Raw genomic sequence first — 19,705 nt, forward strand, 5'->3', positions numbered from 1 at the left:
TACGCGCCTCGATGCGCGGAAGGTCGTTGTTGCGTGGAAGGGGTGTATGGAATAAATCAGTTCGGTCGTGCGGCACTGCTTTCGCGGATGCGCAACTGCACCGGCGCGACCGTGCGCCGTGGCGGCGCGTCCGGTTCGTCCAGTCGTTGCAGCAGCAGCGCCGCAGCTTGCCGGCCCCGCTCGCGCGGATCGGCGGTGAGCGTGGTCAACGGCGGCACCGCCACCGCAGCCTCGGAAATATCGTCGAAGCCGGTAACGGCAAAGTCACCGCCCGGACGGATGCCCCGTGAATTCAAGCCCAGCATCAGGCCCAGCGCGACGGTGTCGTTGTAGCAGACCGCCGCACTCGGCCGATGGCCATCGGCAAACAGCTCATCGGTGCGCGCTGCCGCTTCCAGGCGGTTCGGCGCCGACTCGATCATCCAACCCGGCGGCAGCGACAGCCCGGCCTCGGCCAGCGCCTGCTGGAACCCGGCGCGGCGCTGGTGGCAGGAACTGGATGCGGCGTGGCCGCCGAAGAAGGCGATCTGGCGATGGCCGCGCTCGATCAGGTGACGCGTGGCCAGATAGGCGCCGTGCTGGTTGTCCAGGGTCAGGAAGTCCCAGTCGGCCCCTTCCAGTTCGCGGTTGAACAGCAGCACGTTGGCATTGGCACCCAGTGCCTGTCGCAACTGCACGGTATCGCTGCCCTCGGCCGGCGACAGGATCAGGCCGGCCGGGGTGTGCTCCATCAACGTGGACAGCACCGCCTGCTGGCGCTCCGGCGATTCGCCAGTGCTGCCGAGCAGGGTCACGTAACCGCGTCCGCCCAGCGCCTCGTCCACGCCGGACGCGAATTCGGCGAAGAACGGGTTGGAAAGATCGTTGATCACCAGCGCGATGCTCGACGAGGTACGTCGGCGCAGGTTGGCGGCAGCGCGGTTGTAGACATAGCGCTGCCGGCGCAGCTCGGCCTCGACCTTGGCACGGGTATCGACGTTGACCAGCGGGCTGCCGCGCAACACCAGCGACACGGTCGCCCGTGACACGCCGATGGCACGCGCGATGTCGGTCACCGTCACTGCCTTGCCGGCGCGCTTGCTGGGACTGCTGCCGTTGTCGTTCATCGTCTTCCCGGACTCCGCTGGAGGCTCAAGCCTAATGGATCAGGGCCGTGTCGTGCCGTGCCGTTCGCTGGGTCACCGCGAACGGCACAGTCCGGCTCAGCGCAGCTGGCTGCCCGGTGCCGCGCACCAGGACACCGGCAGGTCCTTCACCGCCGTACCCCAGCCCTGCTCCGGCGCCTTCGCGTCAAGCGCGAACTGCAGGCGCGGGCCCTGCTGCAGCTGGTTCCAGTCCAGCCAGACCGGCGCATGCGCCTGGCCGTCGACCTGCACGCCCTGAACGTACTGCAGGCGGCGGCCATCGGCACCCGGCGCGTCGATGCGCAGCGTCCGGCCATTGCCCATGTCCAGTTCCACCTTGCTGAAGCGCGGGGTGTGCAGCAGGAACTGGCCGCTGCCCGGCACCGCCGGATACACGCCGATGGCGCTGAAGAGATACCAGGCCGACATCGTGCCGAGGTCGTCGTTGCCGGTCACGCCATTCGGGGCATTGGTGAACAACTGCTGCGCGGCACGCACCACGGCCGCGGTCTTCCACGGCTGGCCGATCAGCGTGTACAGCCACGGCGAGTGCAGGTCCGGCTCGTTGTTCGGGTTGTAGCGGAACTGGTTGTAGTAGCTGTACGGCCCGACCACCCACTCCTTGCGGGCGGCGTTGAGCGGATCGGCCTGCAGCGCGTCCATCGCGAAGAATGCGTCGAGGCGGCGGCCGGCCTGTTCGCGGCCCTGCATGGCTTCGACCAGCCCCGGCACGTCCTGCTGCGCCAGCCACTGGTACTGCCACGCCGTGCCTTCATGGAAACCGTGGTGCGAACGCGGGCTGTAGTGGCCATCGGCCGGGGTGTACCACTGGCCATCCTCGGTGCGCGGGCGCGGGAAACCGGTGAAGCCGGTCTCGGCGTCGCGCACCTGCGGGTCCCACACCTTGCGCCAGTTGCGGCCGCGCTCACGCAGCGTCGCCGCGTCCTGCGCATGGCCGAGGCCATCGGCCATCTGCGAAAGCGCACAGTCGGCCAGTGCGTATTCCAAGGTGGCCGAACCGCCGTGGTGCGGATCGACGTCCATGCCCTTGGACGGGAACGCGCGGTCGTAGACCACATAGCCCTTGTCCAGGTAGGTCGGGTTGCCGGAACGGCCGGCCATGCGTGAGTTCAGCGGCGGCGTGCCGAAGGCATTGCGGCGCAGCGCATCCCAGGCCTGCGATTCACGGCCCTTGAGCGCACCGAAGCGCCACAGGTCGACCATGAACGGGGTGACAGGGTCGCCGGTCATGATGTTGGTCTCGAAGTTGGCATAGCCCCAGCGCGGCAGCCAGCCGCCCTGCTCGTCGATCGCCAGCAGGGTACGGCCGATGTCGCGCGCCACGTCCGGGCGGGTCAGCGCCAACCACTGGTTCTGCGCGCGGTAGGTATCCCACAGCGAGAAGTACTCGTAGTAGGTCCAGCCATCGGCACGGTGAATGCCATCGTCATAGCCGCGGTAGCGGCCGTCGGCGTCGTTGCCGGTCATCGGCTGCAGCAGCGCGTGGTAGACCGCGCTGTAGAACACAGCGCGGTCATCGGCGGTGCCGCCCTGCACGCGCACCCGGCCCAGCTGCTCGCGCCACGACTGCTGGGACAGCGCACGCATCCGGTCGAAACCAAGCAGCGCGCCGCCCTGCATGCCTTCCGCGCGCAGGTTGGTACGCGCGCCTTCGGCATCCACGTGCGAGATCGCACTGACTGCCGTCACCGACTGGCCCTTGGCCAGGTCGAAGCTGAGCCAGGCACCGTTCGGCTTCTGCTCGCCTTCCATGCTGTGGCGCGCGCCCGGCAGGCCACCGCCCTCGCCCCAGGTGCCATGCGCCTTGAACGGGCGGTCGAACTCGATGCGGAACCAGGTGGTGTACTGATGGCCGCCGCAGAAACTTTTGGTCACCAGCTTGCCCTCGACCACGCGGTCGCCGACCACATCGACTACGCTGCCGATCACCGAGTGGCGTTCGTTGGCCTGGCCGACGTTGACCAGCACGTGGCCCTCGCCCTGGCGCTGGCTGAAGGTGTAGCGCTCGGCCGCGGCACGTGTACGCGCGGTGGCCTCGGCATCGATGCCGCCGTAGCTGGTCAGGCGCACCTTGTAATAGCCGGCCTGGCCGATCTCGCCGTCATGCGTGTACGAAGCGGCATAGGTCTTGTGGTTGAAGTTCTTGGCATCAGCAGTATCGAAATCGCCGCCCGGACCGATCCTGCCGGTGACCGGCAGGATCGACACCTGCCCGCCCTGCTCCCAGCAACCGGCGCCAGAGATGAAGGAGTGGCCGAAACCGCGGATCTTCTCGTCGTCGTAGCGCCAGCCGGAATAGTGGCTGCCGATCGGGCTGACCTGGATCAGGCCGAACGGTGCCGATGCGCCGGGGAAGGTATTGCCGTCGTCCTTGCTGCCGATGAAGGTGTTGACCTCGCGCTCCAGCGCCGCCGGAGCGGCCTGCAGCAGCATCGGCATGGCCGAAAGCGCCAGCAGACAGGCCAGGCGCGCCAGCGGGCGGGAGGACAATGGGACGGCGGGAGCGGACGGCACTGGACGCATGTCGGGTTCCTGTAGTCGATGACGCGGAGGCAGACGGCCGGGGCCGTCCGGCACCGTTCCGCTGAGCCCTGCCCTGACCCGCAGAGAGCTCCCCCTGGAATGACGCCCGACCCACCAGACCGTGGATTTAGATCGATTCAAGTAGAGCATGCGGCTTCAGCCGAATGCATTCTGCGGCGCAGCATGAGAGGGGGTGTTCGGCAGGGCTGCGCCCTGCACCTGCCGAAGCCGAAGCCGAAGCCGAAGCAACAGCAAAAGCCGACTATCCGTGGGATGGCGGGGTGGGTCCGGTTGCGGGGGACGCCGTAAACCCGTCCCTGGGGGCTTGGCCGCGGCATCCATGCCGCGGACACCCCCGCAACCGGACCCACCCCGCCTTCGACAGATTTCCGCGATCTGTGGATCCACGCCATGCGTGGATGAATCTCTGTCGGATAACGAAATCGATTGGGGTCAGATCCGTTTTCCAAAGGAAAACGGATCTGACCCCAGCACCCCATGTCGTTCCAGGATCAATCCAACCGTCACCGGGAAACTGTCGAAGGCGGGGCGGTGTCGGATTGCGGGGTGTCCGCGGCATGGATGCCGCGGCCAAGCCCCCATGGACGGGTTTACGGCGTCCCCGCAATCCGACACCGCCCCGCCTAACCCACAGAAAACCGGAGCCGTTCTGGCTTTGGCTTTGGCCTTGGCGTCGAGCAGGTGCAGGGCGCAGCCCTGCCGACCCACCCTCCCCTGCGCACGAAAACGATTTCACTGGTTTCAGCAAACCGTCATCCCTTCGCCACGCCAGTACCATATTGCGGAGCAGCATGCGCCCACGGGCGACCCATGCTAAAAAACGCCCGCCCATCGCTTAGATCGATCCAAGACGACATTGCGATGGCCGGGAGTTGGGGGAGCGGCAACAGGACGTACCAGGCCACGCGTACGGTGCAACTGCCACTGCATGGCGATAGCGACAATGTCACTTCAAATTAGATCGATTCAAGTTGTCCGTGCCACGTCACCGGATCAATCCAGGAGAGAGGGAGAGATGGGAATGAAGCATTCAACACGTACGCATGGCCAGGACGCATTGTCGCTGGCCGTCGCGCTGGCCTTGGCCGCCGCCGTCGTTCCGGCCGGCGCCGCCGCGCAGCAGGCAACCACCAGCGGCTCGCAGGAAGCCACCAACCTGGACAGCGTCCAGGTCACCGGCTACCGCTACGCCATCGAAAAGAGCCTTGAGCAGAAGCGCGACGCCAACGCCGTGGTCGAAGTGATCACCGCCGAGGACGTCGGCAAGTTCCCCGACAAGAACGTGGCCGACGCACTGCAGCGCGTGCCCGGCGTGGTCATCACCCGCAGCGGTGGTGAAGGCAAGAGTGTCAGCGTGCGCGGCCTTGCGCCGGACCTGACCCTGACCCAGTTGAATGGCAACTACGTGGCCACGTCGGAAACCAACGACGAAGCCACCCGCTCGTTCAACTACACCCTGCTGCCGTCGAACATGCTGTCCAGCGCCGAGCTGTTCAAGTCGCCGGAAGCACGCATCGACGAAGGCGGCATCGGCGGTACGGTCATCCTGCACACCCGCCGTCCGCTGGACATGGAGTCCAACTCGGGCTTCGTCACGCTTGAGGGCACCTCCTCCGATACCCACCACGATATCGACCCGCAGGCCTCGGCCCTGTATTCGTGGCACAGCAAGGATGAGCGTTTCGGCGTGCTGGTCGGCGTGACGCAGCAGAAGCGCACGACCCGTACCATGGAAGCCAGCACCGAGGACTACCAGTGGTACGGCGCCGGCAAGGCACGCGACGCCTATGGCAACGTGCAGCAGCAGGACGGCATCCACTACTGGTGGGGCAAGTCCGGCTTCAACAACCAGACCGGCGGCAACTACAGCGACTTCTTCATGCCGACCTCGGTCAACTTCGCCGTGAAGGAAGAAAAGCGCGAGCGCAAGGGCGGCCAGCTGACCTTCCAGTTCAAGCCGGTCGACAACGTCACGATGACCGCCAACTACTTCCGCTTCGAGCTGCAGGGTGACTACACCCAGAACATGCTGAAGATTCCGGAATGGAGCATGGCCCGCTTCAACGGCGATGGAAACTGGGCCGGCGGCCGCCTGCTCAACGGCCTGGATTTCGACCCCAGCGGCAACACCGTCACCGGTGCCCAGTTCGAAAAGCTGGCCGGAAAGACCTACTACTGCAGCGAAGACCAGGCCAAGGCCGCCGGCCTCAAGCCCGGCGGCTGGGGCCCGGACGACTGCACGATTCCGACACCGCAGCTGACCGGTGGCTACAGCAAGGAAAAGGCGCTGTCGCAGACCGCCGACCTGACCATCGACTGGGACATCAGCCCGCTGTGGAAGGCCTCGTTCACCGGTGGCCGCACCTGGTCTGAAGGTGGTCCGTCGATGAACTTCCGCATGTCGGCCAAGCCGCGCCGCAAGGTCGGCAACGACTACCTGTCCGGTAACCAGTACAGCGCATGGGACCTGACCGGCACGCCGTCTGCCACCTTCTCGCCCGACCTGCAGCAGCAGTTGATGAACGGCATCGCCGAAGTCGACACCGGCTCGACCGATTCGTCGTGGAAGCGCACCGAGGTCAAGCAGAACTACTTCCAGGCCGACGTGACCAAGCTGTTCGAGTCCGGTTGGCTGGATTCGATCCAGTTCGGTGCCAAGTACCGTGATGGCAAGGTCCACCGCAACACCGGCAACACCTACTGGGTATGCCCGGGCCGTGACCCGGCCGACTATGACAACAGCCGCTACCAGAGTGGCTGCGATCCGACTGCCGGCGATGCGCAGCCCGGCTTCTTCCTGTCGAACCCGATCAGCAACATTGCCGGTGGCTTCAATGCCAACGTGTTCCCGGGCATCAACCACCCGGCGTACATCGACTATCTGAACAAGACCTACGGTGGTTCGCACAACCGTACCGAGGAAGACTTCGTCTACAACGTCAACGAGAAGATCTACTCCGGCTACTTCCAGGCCAACTTCCGCACCGAGCGCCTGCGCGGCAATGTCGGCGTGCGTGTGGTGCGCACCAAGCAGTTCGCGCAGTCTTCCGACTCGATCGAGAAGTTCAACGACTACTTCCTGGACAACGCGTCCGGCGCGCCGATGGCGTGCACCGATCCCGCCGCTGCGGCCTACCCGACCTACAGCTGCGAGAGCGGCTTCGTGCGCCTGCCGCATGACCTGGCGCAGAGCAAGACCTACAGCCTGATCGGCGTGGACCGCACCTACACCGACGTGCTGCCGAGTTTCAACATTGCATGGGACATCACCGACACGCTGGTGCTGCGTGGTGCCGCATCGAAGGTGATCGCCCGCCCTGGCTACACCGACATCGCAGCACCGGGCGCACTGAGCTACTACAGCGAGGAGTACGTCAATGATCGCCGCGTTGCCGGTGGCGCATCGACCGCAGGCTGGGTCGGCCAGGGCAGCAACAAGCAGCTGGAGCCGTTCAAGGCCACCCAGTTCGACCTGGGCCTGGAGTGGTACTTCCAGCCGGGCGCGGTCGCCGGCGTCAGCCTGTTCCGCAAGAACGTGGACAACTTCACCCTGCCGGTGGTGCGCGACACGCCCATGGTCATCAACGGTGAAGCGGTGAACGTGCAGCGCTACGAGACCCAGGCCAATGGCCGCGATGGTGTGTCGCAGGGCGTCGAGCTGTATGGCCAGTACACCTTCGATTTCGGCTTCGGCGTGCAGGCCAACTACACCTACAACGACACCAACCTGGCTTCCATTGTTCTGGACGGGCAGGAAATCGGCTCCTCGCCGCTGGTCGGCAGCGCCAAGAACCAGGCCAACGTGACGGTCTTCTACGAGAACGAGAAGTTCCTCGCGCGCGCCTCGTTCAACCGTCGCGGCCAGGTGGTCGGTGGGCTCAACAATGGCCTCACCGTCTACACCGAGCCGTATGACCAGCTGGACCTGAACGTGGCCTACAACCTGACTCCGGACTGGACCCTGACCGCCTCGGTGATCAATGCCACCAAGTCCGAGCAGCGCGTGCACCTGGGAAGCGACACCAAGGCACGCCTGGTCTCCAATACCTATGCAGGCCGCCAGCTGTACTTCGGCGCTACCTGGAAGTTCTAAGGCAACACCGGGTTGCCCGGGCGCGCCCCGGTGCAACCCACGCCCCGCCCTGGCGGGGACGTTCCTCCACGGCAGCCGCGCTGGTACAGGTGGCTGCCGTTTTTTTTGTCGGCGCCTTGCCTTTCGTTCAGCCCGGCGCTTGACCCTGACATCGTTGGAAGGTGCACACTGACTCCACCCCAAGAGCACCGAAGGAGCTACAGATGGAATTCCATGTCGATGGCATGACCTGCGGCGGCTGCGCGCGCAGCGTGACCCGTGCGATCCAGCAGATCGATCCCAACGCCAGCGTGGTCGCCGACCCGCCGACCGGCCTGGTCAAGGTGCAGACCACCGCATCGCAGGAAGACGTCTTCGCCGCAGTGAACGACGCAGGCTTCCCGCCGCGTACTGCCTGATCCCCTACCCCGTCTCACACAGGAAAGCCCGCCCGGTGCCGCTGCACCCGGCGGGCTTTTTCATGCATGCGATATCGAGTCAATGCTTGTGCGTACGCCGCCGCACCGCACCGGTCTTCGCGGTATCGACCGGCACCGGCGTCTGATCGTCCTCAGCCAGCCGCTGCAGGATCGGGCACTCCGGCCGCTCGTCGCCGGCACAACAACTGATCAGCGATTTCAGCGTGTCGGCCATCTGCCGCATGTGCTCGATGCGCTGTTCAAGATCGGCAATGTGCTGTTCGGCCAGGTGCTTCACGTCGGCACTGTGCCGCGAGGTGTCATTCCAGAGGCCCAGAAGATCAGTGATCTCGGCCACCTGGAAGCCAAGATCGCGCGCGCGGCGGATGAAACGCAGGCGGTGGATGTCCGCCTGCGAATACGCCCGGTAGCCCGACTCGGTTCTATCAGCTGCGGGAATCAGGCCGATCTGTTCGTAGTAGCGGATCATCTTCGCCGACACGCTGGAGGCCTTGGCAGCTTCACCGATGTTCATGCGGATCTCCTTCAGTGGGTGGCAGCGGCGGCATCCGCCATCGGCGGCTGGTAGCGGCGCAGGCGCAGCGCGTTGCCCAGCACGAACACGCTGGACAGGGCCATCGCACCGGCCGCGAACACCGGCGACAGCAGCACGCCCCAGACCGGGTACAGCACGCCGGCCGCTACCGGAATCAACCCGGTGTTGTAGGCGAAGGCCCAGAACAGGTTCTGCCGGATGTTGCCCAGCGTCGCCTTCGACAGCGCGATGGCATTCGGCACGCCCTGCAGGTTGCCGGACATCAGCACCACGTCGGCCGATTCCACCGCGATATCGGTACCGGTGCCGATGGCCAGACCAATATCGGCCTCGGCCAACGCCGGTGCATCGTTGATGCCATCGCCGACGAACGCAACATGACCATGCGCGGCCTTCAGCCGGCGCACCGCCTCGACCTTGCCTTCCGGCAGCACCTCGGCCACCACTTCGTCGATGTCGAGCTGGCGCGCGATCGCCTGCGCGGTACCAGCGTTGTCACCGGTGATCATCGCCACCTTCAGGCCAAGCTGATGCAGTGCCGCGATTGCGGCCGGCGTGCTCGGCTTGATCGGATCGGATACCGCGATGATTGCGGCCAGGCGGCCGTCGATGGCGGCATACAGCGGCGACTTGCCCTGGGTGCCCAGCTCTGCCGCCAGCGTCGCGAACAAAGTGATGTCCACGCCCAGGTCGCGCATGAAGCGATCGGCACCGACCTCCACCCGCGCACCATCAACGTTGGCACGCACGCCCATGCCGGTGACCGATTCGAAATCGACCATCGACGGCAGCGCGATGCCCTGCTCGGTGGCTGCATCGACGATGGCGCGGGCAATCGGATGCTCAGAGCGCGATTCCACTGCGGCAACCGCCGCCAGCACGGTGCTGCGATTGAAACCGTCCGTGATCTCGAAGTCGGTCAGGCGCGGGCGGCCTTCGGTCAGCGTGCCGGTCTTGTCCACCGCCACCACCTTCGCGTCCTTCAGCAGCTGCAGTGCTTCGCCCTTGCGGAACAGCACGCCCATTTCGGCGCCGCGGCCGGTACCGACCATGATCGAGGTCGGCGTGGCCAGCCCCATCGCGCACGGGCAGGCAATGATCAGCACCGCTACCGCGTTGACCAGCGCGAAGCTCAGCGCCGGTGACGGACCAAAGATCAACCAGACCAGGAAGGTCGCCAGCGCGGCCAGCATCACCGCCGGCACGAACCACAGCGTGACCTTGTCGACCACCGCCTGGATCGGCAGCTTCGAGCCCTGCGCCTGTTCGACCATGCGGATGATCTGCGCCAGCATGGTCTGCGCGCCCACCGCCGTGGCACGTACCGTCAGTGCGCCCTTCTGGTTGACCGTACCGCCCACCACGCTGCTGCCCGGCTGCTTCTCGACCGCGATCGGCTCGCCGCTGATCATCGATTCGTCGATGTAGCTGCGGCCTTCAACCACCTCGCCATCGACCGGCACGCGCTCGCCCGGCCGCACTTCCACCATGTCGCCGCTCTGCACTTCATTGACCGGGATGTCGACGGTGCGGCCGTCACGGAACACATGGGCGACCTTGGCCTGCAGGTTGACCAGACGCTTGATCGCTTCGGAGGTACGGCCCTTGGCGCGGGCCTCGAGGAAGCGGCCGAGCAGGATCAGCGCAACGATGACCGCGGCCGCTTCGTAGTAGACGTTCACCGTGCCCGGCGGCAGCAGCCGCGGTGCAAAGGTCGCCACCACCGAGTAGCCAAACGCCGCGGCGGTGCCCACCGCCACCAGTGAATTCATGTCCGGCGCCAGCCGCAGCAGTGCCGGGAACCCCTTCTGGTAGAAACGGCGGCCGGGAATGGCCAGCACCAGCAGGGTCAGTACGAACTGCAGGTACCAGCTGGCCTGCATGCCGATGGTGGCCATCACCCATTCGTGCATGCCGGGAATCAGGTGCGAGCCCATCTCCAGCACGAACACCGGCAGCGCCAGCGCGGTCGCCACGATCAGGTCGCGCTTCAGTTCGGCGCGCTCGGCATCCTTCTTTTCAGCGGCTTCATCATCGGACTGCACACCGGCCTCGATCGGGCGGGCGGCGTAGCCGACCTTGTCGATGGCCGCAACCAAGGCGGCCGTATCAGTCACGCCGCGCACGGTCGCACGCTCCGTGGCCAGGTTCACGCTGGCCTGGCTCACGCCTGGCACCGCCAGCAGCGCGCGCTCCACGCGGCCCACGCAGGAGGCGCAGGTCATGCCTTCCACGGCCAGTTCAACGGTGGCGGGGGGCACGTCGTAGCCCACCCGCTCCACCGCCTGGATCAACGCGGCCCGATCGACCGGACCGGACGGGCGGATATCCGCGCGCTCGGTGGCCAGATTGACCGAAACACTGCCCACGCCTTCGACCCTGGACAGCGCCGCCTCGACCCGGCCGACACAGCTGGCGCAGGTCATGCCCTCGATGGGCAGGCTGATGGTGGAGGGGCTGGCGGGGACGGCAGCGGTGCGCGGCGTGCTCATGATCGGATTCCCGGGATTCCTTCTGGATGCGGACAGGCTAAACCTTGCCATCGTGGGAAGGTCAAATCCAGCCACCCCGGGGTTCATGCTGGGGTTCATCCACGCATGGCGTGGAACTGCTGAGCGGACGGAGGCGCCAGGCGGATCAGGCCCGGCGCCCCCTGTGGGTCTGCTCAGAAGGTGAACACGTACTCCAACGCGAACTCGCGGCCGACCGCCCCCAGCAGGCGGGTCGGGGCGAAGTCGTAATCCAGCTTGTACGGGTCCTTGTGGTTCCAGCTGGCGGCGTTGAAGGCGTTGTTGACGTACACGTTTACCTTCGCGTGTTCGGTCACCTGGTAGCCCACGTTGAAGTTCCAGGTGATGAACGGCCCCACTCGACCGTAGTAGCGCGCCGTCTGCTGCCCGGCATTGGGGTTCGGGTTCGGCGAGCCGTCCGGACGTGTCGCCGGCTCCAGGCAGTTCAGCGACGGGCTGTCGCTGGGCACGTAGCCGTCGGCGAACGGCAGGCAGCCGCCGGGGTTGTCCAGGCGGTCGGTGCCCCAGTGGTAGCGCACGCCCGGCACCGAGCCCACGCGGTCGGCATAGACATTGGCATTCCAGTTGCCGCGCTGCCAGGCCAGGCTCGCGCGCAGCTTGCTGCGCAGGTCGCGGTCGCGGCGTTCCGGATTCGGATCGTTGGCGTAGCGCTGTTCCTTGGTCGAGATCTGGTTGGTGTAGTTCAGGCCCAGCTGGAAGCTGCCCCACTGCGCGGTTTCCAGGCGATAGCGTGCGGTCAGGTCGACACCACGCACTTCGCGGCTGGCCAGGTTGAACGGGCCGCGCTCGATCGACACCAGGCGGCCGCTGCTGTCACGGTTCACGCGGGCCAGGATGCCGGCGCAGTATTCGCCACCGGCCGGATTGGCCCATGGCGTGCCATCGATGTTCTTGCCGGTCAGGCAGCCGGCCTCGCTGGCCAGCACCTCATCGGCGCCGACGTCGACGATCATGTCTTCCAGCTTGATCGCCCAGTAGTCGGCACTGACCGACAGGTTCGGCATCACGTCCCAGACGAAACCGACCGTCCACGAATCACCGGTTTCCGAGCGCAGCAGCGGCGTGCCACGCCGGTTCACGTCGAAGGTGTACCAGACATCGGTGTTGCCCACGCCGCAGTTGTTGACCAGGTACGCGCCACTCTGGATGCAGCGCAGGCGGTCATAGGTCTGCACTTCGGAGCTGCTCGGCTGGCCCAGCAGGTAATGCATGTCCGGCGCATGGAAGCTGGTGGCATAGGAGCCACGCACCAGCAACGATTCAACCGGGCGCCATTCCAGGCCGACGTTCCAGGTGGTTTCCTTCTGGCTGCCGATGTTCAGTGCTTCGCTGCTGTCGTCGGCCTTGTAGTTGCCATAGCGGTCATAGCGCGCGGCCGCAGTGGCGGTCACGCTGTCCAGCAGCGGAATCTTGAATTCGACGCCGGCCGAATAGCGGGTGCGCTCGCCGCCACCGCGATCGACGTTCTGCAGGTCGAAGTCGATGCCTGCGCGTGGGTCGGGGCTGAGGTGATAACCCTGCTGCGCGACTTCAGCCACCGCGGCGAACGAGATCGGGCCGGCCCAGCCCTGGAACAGTTCGCCGGTGATATCCGCCGAGGCCTGGTTGACCCAGGACGCCGCACGGTTCTTCGCCACCGTACCCATCTGCCAGTACTGGTCCGGCGTCAGCGGATTCCACCAGCGCGATTCGTTCAAGGCGTAGATCGCCTCGCCATCGGCCGTGGTGCCCAGCTTCGGGCCGAGGAAGTAGTCGTACGACTTCTGCTTGTCGACCACGTTCTGCCGTTCTTCCACGCGGTAATAGGAACGCCCCACCGTGGCGCTCCAGTCGAAGCGATCGGCGAGGCGGCCACGCAGGCCCGCACTCCAATCCCAGGACAGTTCGCGGTTGGTGTTACGCAGCGTATCCAGGCCACCCACCTCGTTTGGAGTGAACTGGCGCACGCCGAGGATCGGGCGGTTGCGGTTGGCGTCCCAGTAGTAGCCGTTGTCATCGTCGACCAGCGACACGCCGGGCGGATTGGTGCCCCAGATCGCTTCGGAACGGTAGACCGCCAGATTGGTCCAGGCCTGCAGGTCATTGCTGAAATCGAAGGTGGCATACAGGTTGCCGGACACGTTCTCGGCACCGCCGGTGAGCAGCCAGTTGGCGTAGTCGGCGCTCATGCCGCACAGGCGGCCGGTGTTGGTGATGGTGTTGGCGGCGTAGTTGTAGACCAGTCGATCGGCGGTGTAGTACTCACTGCCGAACTTCTCGCAGGTGCCGGTGGGCGGCGCCAGGCGCTGGCCCGTGGTCGGATCGATCAACGCCAGTCCGGCGGTAGGACGGAAGCCGACCTTGCGTTGTTCCATGTTCCAGGACGGGTACGGCGCATCATCGGCATCGTCCATCTGCGGGCGGTCACGGCCGAACAACGGATCGCGCTTGGTGTACTGCAACGCGTAGGTCACGCTCCAGTTGTCACCGGTCTTGCCGCCGGCCCAGGACAGGTCCCAGGTGTCGCGCCCACCCTCGGTGGAGGTGCCGCCACGCACGCGCACCTCGTCGCCGTCGTAGTTGGTCTTCAGGATGACGTTGACCACGCCGGCGATCGCATCCGAGCCATAGATGGCCGAGGCGCCACCGGTCAGCACTTCGATGCGCTCCACCGCCGCGGCCGGAATGTTGCCGTAGTTGGAGAAGTTGGTTTCACCGCCATAGGGCAGCGGGTAGTCGGCCACGCGACGGCCGTTGACCAGCAGCAGCGAGCGGTTCGGGCCCATCCCGCGCAGGTTCAGGCCGCTGGCATTAGGCGTGTGCGAGCCCCACTGCGAGGCAGCTTCAACAGTGCCGGTCGCTTCGGTGAGGGTCTTCAGCGCGTCGTACACGCTGACAAAGCCTTCCTTCTGGATCTGCGCGGCGGTGATCACGTTGACCGGCGCCGGGCCTTCGACGCTGGCGCGCTTGATGCGCGAGCCGGTGACGGTGACCGCGTCGAGATCCTTGGTGGATGAACTGGCGGCCTCCTGCGCGCTGGCAGCCAGGGGCAACAGGGCCAGGACCAGGGCCTGGGACAGCAGGTGACGACGCTTGCGGACGATCTGAGCCATGGGTGGTTGCTCTTCGAAAGTGTGGACGCACGGACGGGTGGTGGCGCGGCACTACAGCTGATCCGGGCACCTGGATCGGTTCAAGACCGTCCCGACGCCCTCCCCTGTGGATCGATCCAAACTAAAGCACAGCTGAACCACGCTGGGCATGCGGCGACGCAGCAATGCCCGGTGCAATGCCGCTATCGGCCGCAGGTATCAAGAACAATCAAAGGGTTGCGAAACATCGCTGAGAGAACAGCGCACACGTCAATGACACGATCGCGACAATCGCGCGCGGAACGTATTTGTCCGGCGCAAGCCAGCGTCCGGGGTCGGATCCCCTCGCAGAGGGGCTCTGACCCGATTGCGTCGGGTGGGGTCAGAGCCCTTCTGCGAAGGGATCCGACCCCGGGCAGCTCTCAGCCGTCCAGCGCCTGTCGCAGCGCGGCCACGGTCGCGGTGGCGGTCTGGCTCCAGTCCGGGTCCAGCCCGCGCAGGTCCGGGTTCTGGAACTGCATGGCCGAGCGCCGCAGGCCTTTGGCCGAGGCGTGCAGTTCGGTGCAGCCGCTGCGTCGTGCGACGGCGGCGACATTGGCCGGGCCCAGCCCGGCGCCGGCCATCACCGTGATACGTCCCGCCGCCTGGGTGACCAGGCCTGCCAGCACGTCGGCACCGGCCTCGGCACTGACCTGGCCGCCCGAGGTCAGCACGCGCTGGCAACCCAGTTCGATCACCTGTTCCAGTGCCGCCGGCAGATCGCGGGCGGCATCGAAGGCGCGGTGGAAGGTCACCTGCAGCGGCCCGGCAGCCTGCACCAGTTCACGGCACAGCGCCACGTCGATACCGCCCTGCACATCCAGCGCACCGATCACCACGCCGTCGCAGCCGAGCGCGCGGCACTGCGCGATGTCACGCAGCATCAGTTCGGTTTCCAGCGCGTCGTAGTGGAAGTCGCCCGGGCGTGGCCGCACCAGCACGAACAGCGGAATCGACAGGCGTTCGCGCGCAATCGCGATGCTGGCGAACGACGGCGTGGTGCCACCCTCGGCCAGGTTGTCGAACAGTTCGATGCGGTCGGCGCCGCCGGCCTGTGCCGCCAGCGCCGAAGCCAGCGAGTTACTGGCAACCTCCAGGGTCAGCCGCGTGCTCACGCCTGGGTGCTCGTGTAGATCGACGGCGAGTCGCGCAGGTCATCCTGGCGCTGCGCATCGCACACGGCGTAGACGAAGCCGCGATGCAACGCGTAGGCGCCCACCTCGCCCTGCTTGTTCATGGCCAGGAAGCAGACCTGCAATGTCTTGCTCGCTTCGGGGCGCTTGCGCACCACGCGGTCGATGGCTTCACGGCAGGCCTGTGCCGGCGAGCGCCCCTGGCGCATCAGTTCGACCACCAGGAACGAAGCGGCGTTGCGGATCATCTCTTCACCCACGCCCGAAGCAGTGGCCGCGCCCACGTCGTTGTCGACATACAGGCCGGCACCGATGATCGGGCTGTCGCCGACCCGGCCGTGCAGCTTCCAGGCCATGCCGCTGGTGGTGCAGGCACCTGCAAGGTGGCCCTTGGCATCCAGCGCCAGCATGCCAATGGTGTCGTGGTTGTCGCTGTTGCCGGGAATACCACGGCGCTCGGCGTTGATCTGCGGCTGATACTTCTCCGTCTTCAGCCACTCGCGCCAGGCCGCTTCGGCCTGCGGCGTCAGCAGGTGCTTGCGCTCGAAACCCTGCTGCATCGCGAACTGCTGCGCGCCCTCGCCCACCAGCAGCACGTGTGGGCTGTTCTCCATCACTTTGCGGGCCACCGACACCGGATGCAGGATGTCGACCAGCGCGGCCACGGCGCCACAACGGCCATCGCCATCCATGATGCTCGCGTCCAGGCTCAGCACGCCGTCGCGATCCGGGTTGCCACAATGGCCGACGGTGGGGTTGCAGAGCTCGCTCTCGGCCCAGCGTGCGCCTGCTTCCACCGCATCCAGCGCGCTGCCGCCCTGCGCCAGTACCTTCCACGCGGCCTGGTTGGCCGGTACGCCGAAGTCCCAGGTCGAAACCACTTTGGCCCCACCCTGCGTGCGCGCCTGCACGCCCGGCAAAGCCGCCATGCCTGCAGCCAGTGCACCGGCCTGCAGGAACTGCCTGCGATCCACCATCTTCCCCTCCCAGTCTGCAATGCACGGCCGGCCCGATGCCGACCCTGCCGATCAGTCGTGCGTGGACTGCCGTGCGGCGTGCCAGACCGCTGCGCCGAGCACGCCCAACTGGCCGTGCTCCACTCGCCATACCGGCACCTGGCGCAGCACCTCGGTCAGCACGCCCTTGTTGAGGAAGCGCTCACGGAAGCGGCCATCGGCCAGGAAATCCTGCACATGCGCGGAAATACCTCCGGCGAGGTACACCGAGCGCGCACCGACGGCGATCGCCGCGTCGCCGGCCAGGCTGCCCAGCCAGGCACAGAACACCTGCAGCGTTTCCACCGCCAGTGCATCCTCGCCGCTGCGGGCGGCACCGATCAGCGCTTCGGTGCTGGTCCACACCGCGGTGGCACCGCGCAGCTCGCACAGGCACGGGTACAGGTTCATCAGGCCACTACCCGACAGCACACGCTCGTTGTCCACGTGCGACCAGCGCTGCAGCAGCTTGCCCAGCACCTGCAATTCCAGCGCGTTGCCGGCGCCGAGCGCGGCATGGCCGATCTCGCTGGCCAGCACCGGACGCTCGCCATCGGCGAAGCGCAACGCTGCGCCCAGGCCGGTACCGGCGCCCAGCACCAGTGCCGGGAACGCCTGCGCCGGATCAGCATCGCCGTTCAGCGGCACCAGCGTGTCGGGCTGCAGGTAAGGGATGGCCAGCGCCACCGCCTCGAAATCGTTGATCAGCTGCAGCTCGTGCAGCCCGGACTGCGCGCGGGTGACCGACAGCGACACCGTCCACGGCAGGTTGGAATTGATCAGCACATCGCCATCGAGCAGGCCGGCGATGGCGACCACCGCGGTCTGCACCGGCTGGCCAAGGCCAGCGGTGAAATCGGCCAGGATCGCGGCCAGGCTGGGATGCTCGGCGCAGGCATAGGTGCGATGGCTGCCCAGCAGGGGTGCCTGGCCGGATCGGGTTTCAGCTAGCGCAAGGCGGGCGAAGGTGCCGCCAACGTCGGCGACCACCAGATGGCGCGGAAGACCGCCGCGGGCGGAGTCGGAGGAAACCGGGGACGCTGCTGCGATGGTCACGCTGGCCTGCTTGGATCGATTGAATCGCCCCGATTCTCAGGCATCGGGACGGCTTTGCCTAGCGCGCCGGTGGTTCAGGTTGGCCTACATGCCTTCCTGTTCGGCCACCTGCACCCCATCCACCAGCACGCGCAGCCGCTGCGGGCGGAAGCCGGCGAACAACAACGGCCGGGTGCGCTCGACCAGTACTTCGTGGCCGGCGATCCGCCGCATCCACGACTGTACCAGCGAGAACGAGAAGTGGGTGCCCGGATGCAGCGGGTGCTGCACCCAGACCTTCTCGGTGGCGCTCTGCAGCAGCATCGCGCCGGTGAACCAGTGGCGGCTGAGGGTCACCGGCGTGGTGCCGGCCATGAAGCGGATATCCATGCGGGGTCCTTTCGCTGGAGCAGTGACGCGGAGGTCAGGGCTGGGCAGTCTGCAGGCTGTAGCTGGTGGTGGCGGTGAACACCGCACCATCGGGCTGGGTGGAGCGTACCTCGACTTTGTGGCTGCCCACGGCCAGATCGGTCGGCAGCGCGCCACGCCACAGGTGCGGCGATGCGGTGGCCTCCGGCGAGCGGTCGTAGCCACGCAGGCTGTCTGCAAGATCGTCGGCCACGTTCTCCACCATCAGGCGCGGATCGGGTTGGCTGACCTGCTTCATCGGCTGCCAGGCGCCACCATCGACGCGGTACTCGACCACGCTGGCATCCTCACCCATGTAGACGTTGGCATAGATGCCCCAAGCCGGGTAGGCGCCCTGGCGCAGCACCTTCGGCGCATGCAGGCCGATCTGCTCGCTGGCCGGTTTTCCGGCCACGCGGTACTGCAGTCTGTAGCTGCCATTGCCGGCCACGTCAAGCAACGCATAGCCCTTCGGCGTGCCATCACTCATGGTGCTGTCCGGCACGCCGGCGGCATTCTTCACCCCCGACCAGAACGCACCGCAGTTGGCACCCACGTTGTATTCGTGCAGCGGCTTGTCGCCGTCCCAGCCCTCGGCCTTGCCATGGTAGACGTGCTGCTGGGTGTGGCTGTGGCCGCTGAGCACCAGCACGTTGCGGAAGTCCTTCAGCAGGTCGAACAGGCGCTGGCGGTCGGCATGGCGGAAGGTCTCGCGTCCCGGCGCCGCGTCGAACAGCGGGATGTGCATGCCCAGCACCAGCAGGCGATCCTTGTGCAGGCTCTTCAGGTAGCTGGCGAGGAAGGCGAACTGGTCTTCGCGCAGGCCACCGATGTACTTCGGCTTGGCCTTGGGGTCGTACACCACGTCGTCCAGGAACACGAAACTGGCGCCGCCCTCTTCCACCGCGTAGGTGTCCGGACCGTAGATGTTGCGCCAGCTGTCCAGCGAGTGTTCGTCGCTGGCCGCATCGAAGTCGAGATCGTGGTTGCCCGGCACATGGAACCACGGTACGCCAAGTCCGGTGGTGACCTTGTTGATCGCCGGATACAGGGTCAGGTCGTCGTTGACGATGTCACCCAGGGTGGTGCCCATGCGCGCCTTGGTCTGTCCCACCAATGGCGCGACGATCGACTGCTGGTAGTAGCCGATATCCTTCAGGCTGGCGGTCTGCGAATCGGTGAACACCAGCATCTGGAAGCCGCGCCGACTGTCATGGCGATCCGACTGCAGGGCGAAATCCCAGTTGCGGGTGACGTCGCTGGTCGCGGCGATGCCGCCGTACTTCAACGCCGGCGAACCGTTCGGGCGATAGTGCCGCCAGAACGAAGGCAGGCCGTCGGCCGCTTTCGGGAAGGAATACGCATCGGGCTTGATCACGAACACGGTCTGGCCATCACGCACCGGCAGGCTGTAGCTGCCGTCTGCAGCCGTCTTGACGATGGCCTCGCCGTTGGAGACCTGCACGCCGGCCAAGCCCGGATCGGTCGCACCGCGGCCGGGTTTGCCGTCGCGCTCCAGATAGACCTTGCCGGTGACCACGGTGTCCGCGGCCCAGGCCGGCGAGGTCAGCAACAGGCAGCACAGCCAGGCGGCAGGCAGTTTCATGGGCGGTCCGGGTAAAGAAAGACCGCCTATTGTAGATTCCGTTGATGACATCGCGCACGCGATGACGCATGCCGGTAGTGCCGGCCGCTGGCCGGCAGCCTCATGAACGTCGGGCATCCGGGGCTTGCCGGCCAGCGGCTGGCACTACCAC

At 66.4% G+C, this 19,705-nt stretch carries 12 protein-coding genes; 2 read left to right on the plus strand and 10 right to left on the minus strand.

Features of this window, described 5'->3' with window-relative positions:
- Positions 1-56 precede the first annotated feature (56 nt).
- Positions 57-1,106: a LacI family DNA-binding transcriptional regulator gene (locus tag AC5P5X_RS10930; RefSeq protein WP_005413180.1), complete on the minus strand. Its 1,050-nt coding sequence runs from the start codon at positions 1,104-1,106 to the stop codon at positions 57-59.
- 96 nt (positions 1,107-1,202) lie between these two features.
- Positions 1,203-3,668, minus strand: a complete 2,466-nt coding sequence (locus AC5P5X_RS10935) for a GH92 family glycosyl hydrolase (RefSeq protein ID WP_115875233.1) — start codon at positions 3,666-3,668, stop codon at positions 1,203-1,205.
- A 1,036-nt stretch (positions 3,669-4,704) separates the two neighbouring features.
- Here AC5P5X_RS10935 and AC5P5X_RS10940 point away from each other — a divergent pair.
- Positions 4,705-7,782, plus strand: a complete 3,078-nt coding sequence (locus tag AC5P5X_RS10940; RefSeq protein ID WP_111188889.1) for a TonB-dependent receptor — start codon at positions 4,705-4,707, stop codon at positions 7,780-7,782.
- 203 nt (positions 7,783-7,985) lie between these two features.
- Entirely contained in the window at positions 7,986-8,180 is a 195-nt protein-coding gene (locus AC5P5X_RS10945) for a heavy-metal-associated domain-containing protein (RefSeq protein WP_005409441.1), read from the plus strand.
- A 79-nt stretch (positions 8,181-8,259) separates the two neighbouring features.
- On the opposite strand, the gene cueR is transcribed toward AC5P5X_RS10945, so the two are convergent.
- The 8 genes from cueR to AC5P5X_RS10985 all read right to left on the minus strand — a co-directional run bounded on the left by cueR (position 8,260) and on the right by AC5P5X_RS10985 (position 19,554).
- Positions 8,260-8,715, minus strand: coding sequence for a Cu(I)-responsive transcriptional regulator (cueR, locus tag AC5P5X_RS10950; RefSeq protein WP_111188888.1), 456 nt, complete (start codon positions 8,713-8,715; stop codon positions 8,260-8,262).
- An 11-nt stretch (positions 8,716-8,726) separates the two neighbouring features.
- Positions 8,727-11,228: a heavy metal translocating P-type ATPase gene (locus tag AC5P5X_RS10955; RefSeq protein ID WP_111188887.1), complete on the minus strand. Its 2,502-nt coding sequence runs from the start codon at positions 11,226-11,228 to the stop codon at positions 8,727-8,729.
- 173 nt (positions 11,229-11,401) lie between these two features.
- Positions 11,402-14,359: a TonB-dependent receptor plug domain-containing protein gene (locus tag AC5P5X_RS10960; protein WP_111188886.1), complete on the minus strand. Its 2,958-nt coding sequence runs from the start codon at positions 14,357-14,359 to the stop codon at positions 11,402-11,404.
- A 401-nt stretch (positions 14,360-14,760) separates the two neighbouring features.
- On the minus strand, positions 14,761-15,492 hold the full coding sequence (locus tag AC5P5X_RS10965; protein WP_005409437.1) for a copper homeostasis protein CutC: 732 nt from the start codon (positions 15,490-15,492) through the stop codon (positions 14,761-14,763).
- Entirely contained in the window at positions 15,489-16,487 is a 999-nt protein-coding gene (locus AC5P5X_RS10970) for a glycosylasparaginase (protein WP_005409436.1), read from the minus strand. The genes AC5P5X_RS10965 and AC5P5X_RS10970 overlap by 4 nt, the downstream gene beginning before the upstream one ends.
- A gap of 51 nt (positions 16,488-16,538) precedes the next feature.
- On the minus strand, positions 16,539-17,561 hold the full coding sequence (locus AC5P5X_RS10975; protein WP_111188885.1) for a glucokinase: 1,023 nt from the start codon (positions 17,559-17,561) through the stop codon (positions 16,539-16,541).
- Between the two features lie 84 nt (positions 17,562-17,645).
- Positions 17,646-17,930 (minus strand): hypothetical protein, encoded by a 285-nt coding sequence (locus AC5P5X_RS10980; RefSeq protein WP_076738991.1) that lies wholly within the window; start codon positions 17,928-17,930, stop codon positions 17,646-17,648.
- A gap of 34 nt (positions 17,931-17,964) precedes the next feature.
- Positions 17,965-19,554 (minus strand): calcineurin-like phosphoesterase C-terminal domain-containing protein, encoded by a 1,590-nt coding sequence (locus tag AC5P5X_RS10985; protein ID WP_111188884.1) that lies wholly within the window; start codon positions 19,552-19,554, stop codon positions 17,965-17,967.
- Positions 19,555-19,705: the final 151 nt, after the last annotated feature.

The sequence above is a fragment of the Stenotrophomonas sp. YJH_SMC_91 genome (assembly GCF_059368495.1).

Bases quoted from the DNA above. Each gene is read 5' to 3' on its own strand.
- AC5P5X_RS10930 (WP_005413180.1), bottom strand. From the start codon at position 1,106: ATGAACGACAACGGCAGCAGTCCCAGCAAGCGCGCCGGCAAGGCAGTG.
- AC5P5X_RS10935 (WP_115875233.1), bottom strand. From the start codon at position 3,668: ATGCGTCCAGTGCCGTCCGCTCCCGCCGTCCCATTGTCCTCCCGCCCG.
- AC5P5X_RS10940 (WP_111188889.1), top strand. From the start codon at position 4,705: ATGGGAATGAAGCATTCAACACGTACGCATGGCCAGGACGCATTGTCG.
- AC5P5X_RS10945 (WP_005409441.1), top strand. From the start codon at position 7,986: ATGGAATTCCATGTCGATGGCATGACCTGCGGCGGCTGCGCGCGCAGC.
- cueR (WP_111188888.1), bottom strand. From the start codon at position 8,715: ATGAACATCGGTGAAGCTGCCAAGGCCTCCAGCGTGTCGGCGAAGATG.
- AC5P5X_RS10955 (WP_111188887.1), bottom strand. From the start codon at position 11,228: ATGAGCACGCCGCGCACCGCTGCCGTCCCCGCCAGCCCCTCCACCATC.
- AC5P5X_RS10960 (WP_111188886.1), bottom strand. From the start codon at position 14,359: ATGGCTCAGATCGTCCGCAAGCGTCGTCACCTGCTGTCCCAGGCCCTG.
- AC5P5X_RS10970 (WP_005409436.1), bottom strand. From the start codon at position 16,487: ATGGTGGATCGCAGGCAGTTCCTGCAGGCCGGTGCACTGGCTGCAGGC.
- AC5P5X_RS10980 (WP_076738991.1), bottom strand. From the start codon at position 17,930: ATGGATATCCGCTTCATGGCCGGCACCACGCCGGTGACCCTCAGCCGC.
- AC5P5X_RS10985 (WP_111188884.1), bottom strand. From the start codon at position 19,554: ATGAAACTGCCTGCCGCCTGGCTGTGCTGCCTGTTGCTGACCTCGCCG.